We start from the raw sequence: 12,813 nt of genomic DNA on the forward strand, positions 1-12,813 counted from the left end.
GACCATCACGATTGCAGAACTTGGGCTTCTCTCACCCATTTTTGCACTTCTTGGACGGGGGGACATAAATCTCGCCGTTGGAGGGTAGAGACTTGCATCCGGAGGATTTGACGGTGTAAACGGTGAACGGGGGTGTGGGCGAGTTGACTGACGGAGGCAATGCCGGAATGTAGGAGGATGCCACAATATTCACATCCGACACTGGGTAAGCGGGATAAATCCGCCATAGCCACCCATTTTTTCACCTGTTGGAGGGGCAAATGGAGTTGAGTGGCGATCGCATTACATTGTTCAGGAGTGGTTCCCTCATTCAGGAGGGCGGCGGTTGTCTCTAAGCCCAGAGACTGGAATTGACGGTGTAATTCTGCGTTTAAACCGGGCAGTTGTTCGAGATCCCAACTACAGGCTTGGATGGTGACTCGATTGGAAGCAGCAGGCATAAGGTTCCCTCAAGGAATATCCCATTATTGGGGCAGGATGGTTAAATCCAAAATGGGCTGATGGGTTAAGCATAACCAATGACAGACGAAAAGATCCGGTTTTTGGATATTTAGGGAGGCGATCGCGCATTCTGTGGGGAAGGGGAAAAGCCGATCAAAGACAATCCCTGACCCGTTAAAGGCGAATTGGAGGGTATAAACAGCCGGGGGAGCGTTCAAGTGGTGTAACAGTTCGTAGGCGAGATGATAGAGGGGTTGACGTTGATCATCGGGGAGATCCACAGGCTGCACATAACCCTCATTTTCCCGTCCGATCACTTCCCCATAGAGGGGGCCTTTAATGGTCCAGACAATGGGCAGCCAATAATCGCCCTTGCCTGTTTCATAGTCCAGTTCCGTTTCCACCCATTGCTGTTGTTCCGCTAAGTCCTGACAGGCGAGAAAAATACTGGGGGAGGGGAGGGGTAATTCTGGGGGAATGTGTAGGGTGAGGGGACAGTAGACTGCATCCAGATCCATGTCCAGATCCTCGGGGGTAATCAGGGTAATTTCTGCCTCGGGTTCTAGGGAGGCGATCGCTTCTTTTAACGCCAAAGCATGGGGCAAGGGGGGAGCAACTTGATCACAAACAATCAACACTGGCGGCATAAAAACACCTAAAAAGAGGGGCTGAATTTTGCCCCTTTAAAATACCATGCTGTCCACCCGCTTACATGGTGCCGAAACTGGGAATCGGACCGGGTAAACGACGGGAAAAACTGGGCAAATCCACCTTAGAGGTGTTGCGACGAGTTTTCACCGCTAACCGATAGCTAACACTTTGTAACTCAACGTGAAGTTGTCGATTTTCCCGTTGTAGACGTTCGATTTTCTCCCGCACAGGCTCCATCCGTTCCGCAAATTTGCGACGGTAAATTTGGGGCATTTCTTGCAGGGCTTGTTCTAACATCCGACTGCGATCGGTTAATTCCTGCACAGACTGGCGGAGTTGATAAATTTCTTGATCCCGTACTGCAATCTGCTGTTGATAGAACGTGACTTGTTGTTCTACTTCTTGCAGTTGTTCCCGCAACATCCGCATTTCTGCCTTGTGACGCTCAGAAACTTCGGGCTGGGGCATAAAGTTAGTGTTGCCTTTGACCAGTCGGAAGAGTTCTTGGGATAACTGCTGAACCAGTTGGTCGCGGAGTTGAAGTTCTTCTCGAAGGCGAGAGACTTCACTTCTTAGGCTATTGACATTGAGATTTTCTGTAATATTCACGGTTGCTTTCTGCTCCGATCTCAAAGATGTGTAGGCAAGGTGTGGGAGGGGATTGTACCGCTCATTTTAATGTCTTTTCACCTATTTTGCATCAAAAAATGCAGCAATAGGGAACGGGGGGCAGGGGAGCAGGGGGGCAGGGGGGCAGGGGGAGATGTATATTCCCTATTCCCTATTCCCTCCCTCAATTCGATCCATCACAATATAAGCAGGGCGCTTGCGCACTTCATCAAAGACGCGCCATAGATACTCCCCAATGACCCCTAAAAAGATAAACTGAAAGCCACCAATAATCAGCAGAACAATCATTAAAGCAGACCAACCCTGTAGAGTAATTTGTAGCGTTAAACGCTGAACAATGACTAGAATTCCATAGAAAAACCCTGTTGTTGCTAAAATAAGTCCTAAAGCTGTACAAGCGCGAATGGGGAGATAGGAGAACTGAGTAATTACACTAACCGCTAACTCTACTTTTTTCCAAAAACTCCAGCCTGACTTGCCAATTTTGCGCTTTTGACGGTCATAAAATATCTGGGTTTGGCGGAAACCACTCCAGAGGATTTGTCCACTAATATGGGAGTTTTTTTCCTGCATGGAAAGTAATACATTGGCAACGGGACGATTAATCATAAACATATCGGCCCCTGTTTTAGGCCACTCTGACCAAATTTTGTTCATTAAACGGTGGAACATTTGGGAAAAAAGCCGATCTAAAAAATGATCCGCTCTGGTACGACGAACCGCCCAAACTACATCATAGTTAGCTTGAATAATATTAAAAAACTGGCTAATTAATTGGGGTGGTTCTTGTAAGTCTTGAGCTAAAAATGTGATATAATCTCCTTGAGCGTATTGGATGCCTGCAAGGATGGCAAGATAAGATTTAAAGTTGCGAGCTAACCGAATTGCTTGGAAGGAAAAATGCTCAGGCTTTAGGTTTTGAACGAGTTTAAAGGTGTTGTCTTTAGAGCCATCATCGACAAAGACAATTTCGGTTTTAAACTGCTCTTGATTCTCTTGGGCGAGGGTTTCTAAACCTGCAATGAGGGGAGAAAAAAGTTTTTCAGCGTAATAAAGGGGAACAATTATAGAAACAGTGGGCAATATTGAGGAGGTAGCGAGGTTTATATTCATTAGCCAATACAGTATCTACAAAACTTTGTATCTTGTTTATTAATGCTATAGATTAAGCTACAATTTTTAAAAAATCATCAAAATTGCGAATATAATCGGCTTCGGAGTAGGGATGAGAGGCTAAGACAACGAGGGCGGAATTATTACGGTGTACTAAGTCTCCCCAGAGTAAGGGTTTTTGATAAAGTCCAACGGTGGGATCGTTTAGAACAAAGATTTTCTGCTCATAACCATCGGTTAATAAAACCTCGACTTCTCCAGATACACAAACTAATAGTTGATGGTGTTGATGATGGGCGTGTCCGCCTCGTTGTTGACCGTTAGGACAACCATAAACCCAGTAGGTTCTAGCAATGGGAAAAGGACAGGTTTGATTACCTTCAGCCACGGCTAAATAACCTTGTTCTGGGGTGCCAAAATGAGGAAAACGGAGGATTAAGTCGTCATGGAGGGGGGAGGGATTACGCGCTGTAAAAGGTGCGGATTTGTTCAATAATGTAAGTCTGTTGTTCATGGGTTAAACCGGGATAAAGGGGTAAACTTAGTTCTTGTTGGGCGATTTGTTCGGTTAGAGGGAGATGGACGTTTGCCCAGGGGTAATCACGATAACAGGGTTGTTGGTGGGGGGGAATGGGATAATGGATGAGGGTTCCTACTCCTTGGTGGGTGAGAAATTGTTGCAGGCGATCGCGCTCCGGGACTAAAAGCGGGAAAATATGATAAACACTGTCTGGATTGTAGGCGAGAACCTGTAAGGGTAAATCCTGCAAATTCTCAATATAATACTGTGCCTGTCGTCGTCTCTCTTCGTTTCGTTGTTCCAATTGCTGCAAACGGCAGCTTAAAATCGCCGCCTGTAGTTCATCTAAACGACTGTTCCCTCCCTCAATCTCGTTATGATACTTACGGGGTGATCCATAATTCCGCAAAAGTTGCACGGTTTCCGCAATCTTGGGGTTAGATGTAGTCACAGCGCCCCCATCTCCCAAACAGCCAAGGTTTTTGGTGGGGAAAAAACTAAAACCACTGGCATCTCCCCAACTCCCTACTCGTCTCCCTTCCACTGTGGCCCCATGACTTTGGGCGCAGTCATCGAATAAGAGTAAACCATAGGAGCGAGCAATTTTTGTTAGTTCTGCCATGTCTGCGGGCGCGCCGTAGAGGTGAACGGCGAGGATGGCTTTAGTTTGGTCATTTAGGGCGTTTAAAACCTGTTCTGGGTCAATATTGAGGGTATCTAGACGGGGTTCGACTAAAACGGGGGTAGCACCGAGGGCGGTAATGGCGAGGAGGGTGGCGATGTAGGTATTAGCGGGAACAATAATGCGATCGCCTTCTCCAATTCCTGCCGCCCGTAACATCATTTCTAGGGCTTCTAAGCCATTCCCCACCCCCACACAATACTCAGCTTGACAATAGCCCGCAAAGGCCTGTTCAAAGGCTGTTACTTGGGGGCCGAGGATATACCACCCCGATTGAATCACTTCGGCAGTAATGGCCAGCAGTTGGTCATGATCTTGATAGGAGTGAGTGAGGTCAAGATAGGGAATTGAAGGGTTCATCATTCAGTCGTTGAGCCATTGCAACCAAAAGATTCAGCCTATCATAGGACTTGTTGAAAAAGTCCGGGAGTTGGGAGTCAGGAATCGGGAGTCGGGAGTCGGGAATCGGGAGTCGGGAATAAGTCTTAATTCCTCGTCTCCCCCTCTCCCTCTCTCCCCCTCTCCCCTGCTCCCCTCCCCCGTTCCCTAATCCTTAGTACAGAAAGCCTAATTAAAATCCAAACGAGTCTACAATGTAAGATAGAGAATCTGTTGCTATTGTTGCCCCATGTCCTACGAACCCCTGCATCACAAATATAGACCCCAAACCTTCGCGGAATTAGTCGGACAAGAGGCGATCGCACAAACCCTCACCAATGCCCTCAACACCTCCCGCATTGCCCCCGCCTACCTCTTTACCGGACCGCGAGGCACCGGGAAAACCTCCTCCTCCCGCATCCTCGCCAAGTCCCTCAACTGCTTAAAATGCGATCGCCCCACCCCCACCCCTTGCGGTCAATGCGAAACCTGTCGTCAAATCACCCAAGGTTCCGCCATGGACGTGATCGAAATTGACGCAGCCAGTAACACCGGAGTAGACAACATCCGAGAAATCATCGAACGCGCCCAATTTGCCCCCGTCCAATGTCGTTACAAAGTATATGTCATTGATGAATGCCATATGCTCAGTGTTCCCGCCTTTAATGCCCTCCTCAAAACCCTAGAAGAACCCCCGCCCCGCGTCGTCTTTGTCCTCGCCACCACCGACCCCCAACGGGTTTTAACCACCATTATTTCCCGGTGTCAACGCTTTGACTTTCGCCGTATTCCCCTCACCGCAATGGTCAAACACCTAACCCAAATTGCCCAAAATGAAGCCATTGCCATTGCAGCCGATGCCCTAACCTTAGTCGCCCAAATTGCCAACGGCGGTCTAAGAGATGCCGAAAGTTTATTAGATCAACTGAGTCTTTTATCTGGAGAAATTACCGTCGAAAAAGTCTGGGACTTAGTAGGAGCAGTGCCAGAACAAGATTTATTAAAGCTCATTCAGTCCATCCGTAGTAATCAAGTTGAAGCCGTTATTACCCAATGTCGTCATCTCATGGATCGGGGACGAGAACCTCTCATCGTCCTACAAAATCTCGCCACCTTTTACTTAAACTTACTCCTAGCCAAAACCTCCCCCCAAAATTACCATTTAGTCCCCGTCACAGCCCCCACTTGGCAAGCCCTCTGTGAAGAAGGAAAACATTGGCATCTCGAAACCATTTTACAGGGACAACAAAAACTCAAAGACAGTGAAATTCAACTCAAAAATACCACCCAGCCCCGTCTGTGGTTAGAAGTCACCCTCTTAGGTCTGTTACCCTCTGCTTTAACCCCTCCTCCGGCTTCCCCTCAACCTACTCCTCGGGTACAAGCACCCCCTACACCCACCCCCCAAACCCCACCCCCCAAACCCCACCCCCCCCAAGAAGAGAAAATCACCAAGGGAAAAGCAGATATTGCCCCCGCTGCCCCAAACCCCAAACCCCAAACCCCTGCTCCGTCTGCACCCTCTGCGGCCGCAACCGAAGAGGAAATCCTCCAGCGACGAATTCAACAATTCTGGCAACAGATTCTAGACCTTTTACCATCCGCCCCGAGTGCCTTATTGAAACAACATTGCACCATCCTACACTTCGACCTAGAAGATGGTGTGGTCTATCTTTCCATACCTAGTCCGGGATTATTGAAGATGGCTCAAGCACAAATCAAAGACATTGAACTTGCTTTTGAGAAAGTTTTTCATCAAAAACTCAAAATCCAGTTACAAATCACGCCCAAATCCCCTCCTCCTGCTGCCACCTCATCTCCCAAAGTGACACCACCCCCCGTTTCTCCTCCCCCAGCACCAGAACCCCAGAATGGGAATGGTAAGCAATTTACAGGAAATGGCGCATCCCGTCAGGTTAATCAGAACCATAGTAGTAGTCCTCCCGTCCTCCCCCCCAAGACTCCCCCAGCCTCCCCCCCCACTCCTCCCATTATGCCAACCACAGAGGAGGACGACGAAGAAGACGACGAAGACATGAAACAAGCCCTGCAACAAGTCCTCAAAATGTTTTCCGGTGAGATTTTGAATTTAGAACAAGAGATTCTCCCATCCACTGGAGGCCTAGTCACCGTTACAGATGACCCCGAATTTATCCCCGATAGTGACGAGGAGCGAGAAGACCCCGAGGATATGCCATTCTGAACGCAAAAAAAAGAGGGGACTGGCTGCTATCTCTAACCCGTCCCGCTAATTCATTCAATCTCAATGAGAGGAGAACACTCCGTTCACTATAACCTTGTTGAAAATATATGTCAACTATATTGATAAAAATTCTCAACTTAAGGCACAATCAGTTTACCGCGCCTCCGCTCCCTATTCCATAACTCCCCAATCCCCCGATGGAATAAAAGCCGCCCAATAAATTAGTGCCAATATTTGCGATCGCGTCGGTGCCGATGTAACCCAAGTTGCCCAAGGCATTGGTTTAGACTCCCGCATTGGCACAAAATTCCTCCAAGCGGGGTTAGGTTGGGGGGGATACGGTCGGAATTATTTAGACCGCGAGGCCGCAGAAGTGGCTGGTTTCCGCTATGTCGGGATTGGTCATTAAGTCCTGAATATTCCACGGTTTTGGATGTCAATAACCGGGTTTCTGTCGAGGAAACCCGGTTTCAAGCATGAGGTCAGAAACCGGGTTTTTAACAAAAATGTTGCAAAATTCCCCTTCCTCGCTTGCAGGGAGGGGATGGATAGCAACCCAGCAATATACTGAGCGACAGCGAATCCATGCTAAGATAAATAGATCTTGACCACTAACTCCCAAAGCGAAAACCAAGCTAAAAAGGGCTGTGTTGCAAGAGAAAATTTGGGTCTTAGGAACTAGGACTTCTGCCTGGGGAGGGAAGATAAGACTCGCTATATTTCGGTATAGAAAGCACTTCCCATTGAATCAGGAAGCTCCATCCTCGCGCCTCGGCAGAGTGGGGTAGTTCACCACAGCTTGGAGGCACTCATGAGAGAATGAACGCAACCCGGTTTCTTGCTGTGGTTAGTCTGTGTTCCCCAAGTGGTTGGTGCGTCAGCAAGATCACAGTTCTTGGTTATGTCACCTCAATTATTCGGTCAACGCACCCTACCGCGCCCTACTCTGTTCTAGATTATAAGCTAATACCAATAATCTTTAAAAATGAATCAAAAATATAACTCATTTAGAGATTATAAACCAGATGGTCATAATTGGATCACCTTAGCAAGTGGTGAGTATTACCCAGATATTTTAAAAGATGCTTGTGATTTGTATCAGCCCGTATTAGTGTTATTTGGGCAATTGGTTAAATCCTCTGAATCTTCCATCAGATTATACGGTCTTATTTCAGAAGTTAATAGCCAATGGATGAGGGTACAACTTTGTAGAGTTTTTCGGAAATATGTTAGTCCTTCAACACCTGTTGAGATGCTAAAAAAGAAGAAAAAAGCTAAAGAAATTGCCGAACAGTTTGGACATAAATTTAGACCAATCCAAGAAGTGCAAGCTTCATTTTCATCTCGTCCGGTACGGGATGAGGCTTTATGTGCTTTGTTGTGGGAATATAAAGACAGAGGGAAAAAAGGTTATGATTTAACGCAAAGATTATTTGATTTATTTCGCAGTTATTTTCCTGAGTTGAATATTCAGGGACCAGAGAGGGCAGGCAAAGATATTCTATTAGGAGATATTTTCCAAGATTATCCTAATCCTAAACGTCCTGTAGATTTCGTTATTTATGATCAGGAAAACACAGTTTTAGCTATTGGATTAGCAAGATATGATTCTGATCGGGGTGGCGCGCAGGAGGATGATCGTACAGGTGGTTATAACAATTGTGCAAACGAAATATTAAATTATACTCAAATCCATCAACTCAAAACCAAAATACTTTTTATTAACGATGGGCCGGGTTTATTATTGGGTTCAATGTGGGACGATTATTCGTCAATCGAAGAAAGTTGGACTCAGAAAATTATGGTGCTTACGTTAAGAATGATTCCCGAACGTTTAACCATTGAGTGGCTATATTCTTAATAATGTAGGAGGACAACACACATGGCTACAGGTATTTCTAAAACAAAATGGACAGGGGACACTATTTGCAATGAAGAGTTCATGCAAAACCCATCAATCCCTTCTCTGGCTTACAAAGGTAAATTATCTGAATCTGACATTTTAGATTTACCTTATGAAGACGCTTTACTATTTAAACAAATTGGCAAGCCTTACAACCAATTGTATTATGGGGATAATTTACCCATTCTTTTATCTTTTCTTAAAAACAACGAAATCAAAGGCAACATAAATCTGATATATATTGATCCACCTTTTGCGACTAAAAGTGTATTTCAATCTCGCTCTCAAACTGACGCTTATTGTGATTTGTTGGCAGGAACTAATTATATTGAATTTATGAGGAGACGGCTAGTTGTTCTCCGAGAACTATTAGCAGACAATGGCTCTATTTATGTCCATTTAGATTCTAACATGATTTTTTATATCAAAATTATAATGGATGAGATTTTTGGAGTTCAAAATTTTAGGAGTTTGATTACCCGAAAAAAATGTAATCCTAAAAATTACACCAAGAAGAATTACGGAAATATATCAGATTTTATTTTGTTTTATACAAAATCCGATAATTACATTTGGCATCGTCCATTTGACCAATGGACACCAGAAAAGGCAAAAAAAGAATATCAATATCTTGAAGCAGAAACAGGTCGTTATTATAAAAAAGTACCGATTCACGCACCCGGAACAAGAAATGGTGAAACGGGTCAACCTTGGCGGGGTATGAGTCCTCCCGCCGGAAAACATTGGCAATTTAGCCCAAAAACTTTAGATGAAATGGATAAAAGGGGTGAAATATTTTGGTCAAAAAATGGCAATCCAAGACGGAAAATATATTTAGATCAAAGTCAAGGTATTCCAGTTCAAGATATTTGGTTAGATTATAAAGATCCTCATAATCAAAATATTAAAATCACAGGTTATCCTACGGAAAAAAATCCTGATCTGTTAGCAAGAATTATTCAAGCATCTTCTAATGATAATGATTTGATTCTTGATTGTTTTGCCGGATCAGGTACAAGTTTAGATATTGCTTCTAAGTTAAATCGTAAATGGATTGGTATTGATCAAAGCTTGGAAGCTATTAGAACAATTATCAATCGCTTTAAAAATGGATGTGATGTTATGGGAGATTTTGTCAGTGCTAATTGTAATAGGGAGGTCAAGAGAAGCCAACAATTATCAATTTTTGATAACAACATAAATTCAAAAAATACTGCATCAAATTTTACTGTATATTCTCTTAAATCCTTACAAAGTGACTTGTTTGATCTGGAAATTTATGAGGAATAAGCTGTGGGGGAGAGTGGTCAGACTTCGACCGCTTGGAGTTGTTCGAGTGCTTACAGTTTAGTAGAGTGTGTCAGACTTAAAATTGCTCTTCAAAGTCTATGAATTTTCCGTCTGACGCACCCCACCCCTAAAACCCTAAAACGGAGCTAACAACTGTTTATTTGTCTCGCCAGTCTCCAGTCGCTAGATTAACGTTATCTCGCTGCTTTAAGTAATCGTTAATTGACTCAATACCCGACCCTTTTATAGAGGGAAGGAATGGGGATTTTGGAAGGTCAAATCATTCAATCTTCCCGATTTTAAGAGATACGACGCTTTTTCACAATTCGTTTAAACCCGCTATATAGCCAACCTACCTGAGTCGTGCAAAAAAGGTTTGCCTGTAATCCAGATAGGACAATAGCCTAAAGTTCACGTTTCATTAGGATCAGCTATATATTAATCCTACTACCGTTAATAATAGTACTAATAATACTATTAATACTACTACTGTTTTGATTAAAAATATTAATAATTTAATTAATCCTTCTACAATCCCTCCAAAGTTTCTGATAAACAAAGAGATTGGATCTTCTTGGTTAATCCAGGCTATTATAATAGTTGTTCCACAAAATAAAAGTGTCAACGGAAAAATATATAGTTCTGGAATCCCATAAAGCACCAAGACTTCTCCAGCACACCCCTCCAACACTACAGTTAGACCAGTTACAGTCGTGATTTCTCCACCTTTTTCACTCGACATACACCTTTTTCACTCGACATAGTTGTTCCACAAAATAAAAGTGTCAATTTCAGTTATCTATTTTAAGCAATCAGAAGTTCTTCGAGTCCCATAGACGCTAGACCTTTTGCCACTAGACCCGTAATTCCCAATGCGGCAATGCCTCCCAACATTCCCCAAGGCCCCCCTAAAATGGCTAAAGCGGTCGTAATTGCGGCGGCACCGCTTAACCCCGTTGTGGCCATTACAATGGTTAGAATGACCGCAGGAAGCCCTAATGCCGCTATCTTATCAATAACTTTGTCCATTTGCCCCAACCTTTGAACTTTGCTCTACAATCTGATTCTTCCCCTGTTATAATCCCGTTTACTGACCGGAAATGTCGGCACTTTTTCCCCGACATTTGTAAAAAAACATTAAAAAAGTCGGAATAAATCGGATAATGTCGGAATAAATCGGCGTATAATAAGTAAAACTTTTGGTTTCAAGTATGGACACAGAAAAGCTTGTCTCGCTAGCCGACCATCTGGTTTTCACGCAAACAGGGAAACACCTCACCACCCTACAAAAAACAATTCTGCGTGAAACCTTCGGGAATCAGCCCTATTCCCGTATTGCCCGAGAATGTAAGTTTACTGAAGGTCATATCAGAGATGTGGCTTCAGACTTGTGGAAAATACTGTCGGATGGGTTTGGAGAGAAAATAAACAAATCCAATGTTTCCTCAATCCTAGAACGGGCAGTTTTTGCCTTTAACTCGCCCACATTCGGCGATAATACACAAATTCAAGAGTTTAATTTTTGCCCCGGCACCCATTCTACTGTACCGGACTCTACACAAACCCCCGAACCCACAACCTTTCCCTGCAAAACATACCTGATTAGTACCCCAGAAGTTCCCCAATTCTTTGGACGCACTTCAGAACTCGACACCCTGAAACAGTACATCCTTAACCAACATTGTCGCCTCATCACGATTCAAGGACTAACTGGCATCGGGAAAACGGCCTTAACTCTGAAACTCCTTGAAGAAATTCAATCCCACTTTCACACTATCTATTACTCTAGTTTGCGCTTTTCCCCTCCCCTGACGGATACCCTCACTTCCCTCCTAAAATTCCTCACGGAAACAGAAACGACTCCCCAAAACCCAGAACTTCAACTCCATCAACTGCTGGAATATCTGAAACAATACCCCACCTTGATTATTTGGGATGATGTGCAGCATCTCCTGAGTGCAGAACCCGGAGGACAGTGGAAATCGGAACGGGAAAATTATGAGTTTTTGTGCAAAGTGTTGGGGGAGGTGGCACATTGTAGCTGTGTGCTGTTGTTGAGTTGGGAACAACCGCTTACAGTGACGCAGTTGCAAAGCTGCTCCCCTCGGGTGAAGTCCTTGTCGTTGGGGGGTTTGGGAAAGGAGGCTGAGGAACTTTTGCAGGCAATGGGACTCCGGGAGGAGGACTGGCAAGGGTTAATTGAAAAGAGTCAAGGGAATCCCCTGTGGTTGAAATTAATGGTAGATAGGATTGAAAAGCGGTTTGAGGGTAGGGTGCAGGAGTTTTTGTCCCATCGTTCGCTACAGTTGGATAAATGTTAAATGGGATTGATAAAACCCCCATTGGGGATGAGGAAAATGATGCAAATCCTATCAGCTTATCCAGAGAGCGCGTTAACATGAGAGGAAACGAGCAAACCCATGCAATCGCGCTACCATGACCCCAGCTATTAAACCCATTACTGATGCAGCATTAATGCAACTCAGTTCCCAAAATCCCGAACTGAGATTTGAACGCAATGCCGATGGTACTTTAATCACAATGCCACCAACTGGAAAAATTTCTAGTAATCGAGAACTAAAAGCAGGTGCTTATTTATTCGCCTTTGTAGACTCTAATGAGTTAGGAGAAGTTTTTAGTTCGAGTGGGGGGTTTATACTTCCTAACGGTGCGTTATGCTCTCCTGATGTTGCTTTTATTGCCCGACAACGCCTACCAGAGGGATGGGATACTGGAGAAGACGAATTTTGCGATATAGTCCCTGATTTTGTCATTGAAATTCGTTCTAAGACGGATAGTTTAACTAAGTTACAAGCAAAGATGGCAGAATATATCGACAATGGGGTGAAATTAGGATGGTTAATCGACCGCATCAATCGTCGTGCTTTTGTTTATCGTGGTGATGGTTCGATTACGCAATATCCAGAGAATGTAATGCTAGAAGGAGAAGATGTGATTCCGGGTTTTACCGTCGCTTTGCAAAAATTGTTGTAGTCGTAGTA

13 protein-coding genes and 1 pseudogene are annotated in these 12,813 nt (G+C 44.4%); 6 read left to right on the forward strand and 8 right to left on the reverse strand.

What is annotated here, in order from left to right:
* Positions 1-5 precede the first annotated feature (5 nt).
* The 6 genes from SPI9445_RS0109555 to SPI9445_RS0109580 form a co-directional block, all read right to left on the reverse strand.
* Entirely contained in the window at positions 6-440 is a 435-nt protein-coding gene (locus SPI9445_RS0109555) for a DUF4332 domain-containing protein (RefSeq protein ID WP_017304520.1), read from the reverse strand.
* A 24-nt stretch (positions 441-464) separates the two neighbouring features.
* Complete coding sequence (locus SPI9445_RS0109560) at positions 465-1,088, reverse strand: hypothetical protein (protein ID WP_017304521.1); 624 nt, start codon at positions 1,086-1,088, stop codon at positions 465-467.
* A 61-nt stretch (positions 1,089-1,149) separates the two neighbouring features.
* Positions 1,150-1,701 (reverse strand): Npun_F5560 family protein, encoded by a 552-nt coding sequence (locus SPI9445_RS0109565; RefSeq protein ID WP_017304522.1) that lies wholly within the window; start codon positions 1,699-1,701, stop codon positions 1,150-1,152.
* A gap of 165 nt (positions 1,702-1,866) precedes the next feature.
* Complete coding sequence (locus tag SPI9445_RS0109570) at positions 1,867-2,835, reverse strand: glycosyltransferase family 2 protein (RefSeq protein ID WP_071525275.1); 969 nt, start codon at positions 2,833-2,835, stop codon at positions 1,867-1,869.
* A gap of 52 nt (positions 2,836-2,887) precedes the next feature.
* The gene (locus tag SPI9445_RS0109575) at positions 2,888-3,328 is read right to left on the reverse strand and encodes a WxcM-like domain-containing protein (RefSeq protein ID WP_017304524.1); all 441 of its coding nucleotides are present in this window, start codon (positions 3,326-3,328) and stop codon (positions 2,888-2,890) included.
* Positions 3,297-4,400 carry a DegT/DnrJ/EryC1/StrS family aminotransferase gene (locus SPI9445_RS0109580; RefSeq protein WP_202803668.1) on the reverse strand — a complete coding sequence of 368 codons (1,104 nt, stop codon included), beginning with the start codon at positions 4,398-4,400 and terminating at the stop codon, positions 3,297-3,299. Before SPI9445_RS0109580 ends, SPI9445_RS0109575 begins: the two co-directional genes overlap by 32 nt.
* A 265-nt stretch (positions 4,401-4,665) precedes the next feature.
* On the opposite strand from SPI9445_RS0109580, the gene SPI9445_RS0109585 reads away from it, so the two are divergent.
* The 4 genes and pseudogenes from SPI9445_RS0109585 to SPI9445_RS0109595 all read left to right on the forward strand — a co-directional run bounded on the left by SPI9445_RS0109585 (position 4,666) and on the right by SPI9445_RS0109595 (position 9,811).
* Positions 4,666-6,618, forward strand: coding sequence for a DNA polymerase III subunit gamma/tau (locus SPI9445_RS0109585; RefSeq protein ID WP_017304526.1), 1,953 nt, complete (start codon positions 4,666-4,668; stop codon positions 6,616-6,618).
* Positions 6,619-6,844: 226 nt separating this feature from the next.
* Positions 6,845-6,955: pseudogene (locus SPI9445_RS32060) on the forward strand (hypothetical protein); the annotation flags it as partial.
* A gap of 648 nt (positions 6,956-7,603) precedes the next feature.
* Positions 7,604-8,479, forward strand: coding sequence for a hypothetical protein (locus tag SPI9445_RS0109590; protein ID WP_026079657.1), 876 nt, complete (start codon positions 7,604-7,606; stop codon positions 8,477-8,479).
* Between the two features lie 21 nt (positions 8,480-8,500).
* Positions 8,501-9,811, forward strand: coding sequence for a site-specific DNA-methyltransferase (locus tag SPI9445_RS0109595; protein ID WP_026079658.1), 1,311 nt, complete (start codon positions 8,501-8,503; stop codon positions 9,809-9,811).
* Between the two features lie 427 nt (positions 9,812-10,238).
* Here SPI9445_RS0109595 and SPI9445_RS0109600 read toward each other — a convergent pair whose 3' ends face one another.
* Positions 10,239-10,553 (reverse strand): hypothetical protein, encoded by a 315-nt coding sequence (locus SPI9445_RS0109600; RefSeq protein WP_017304529.1) that lies wholly within the window; start codon positions 10,551-10,553, stop codon positions 10,239-10,241.
* Positions 10,554-10,615: 62 nt separating this feature from the next.
* Positions 10,616-10,840, reverse strand: a complete 225-nt coding sequence (locus SPI9445_RS25045) for a hypothetical protein (RefSeq protein ID WP_017304530.1) — start codon at positions 10,838-10,840, stop codon at positions 10,616-10,618.
* Between the two features lie 182 nt (positions 10,841-11,022).
* Here SPI9445_RS25045 and SPI9445_RS26970 point away from each other — a divergent pair, with 182 nt between their 5' ends.
* Positions 11,023-12,132 (forward strand): helix-turn-helix domain-containing protein, encoded by a 1,110-nt coding sequence (locus SPI9445_RS26970; RefSeq protein WP_017304531.1) that lies wholly within the window; start codon positions 11,023-11,025, stop codon positions 12,130-12,132.
* A 115-nt stretch (positions 12,133-12,247) separates the two neighbouring features.
* Complete coding sequence (locus SPI9445_RS0109620) at positions 12,248-12,805, forward strand: Uma2 family endonuclease (protein ID WP_017304533.1); 558 nt, start codon at positions 12,248-12,250, stop codon at positions 12,803-12,805.
* Positions 12,806-12,813 lie beyond the last annotated feature (8 nt).

It is taken from the genome of Spirulina subsalsa PCC 9445, assembly GCF_000314005.1.
In the GTDB taxonomy this organism is placed as follows: domain Bacteria; phylum Cyanobacteriota; class Cyanobacteriia; order Cyanobacteriales; family Spirulinaceae; genus Spirulina_A; species Spirulina_A subsalsa.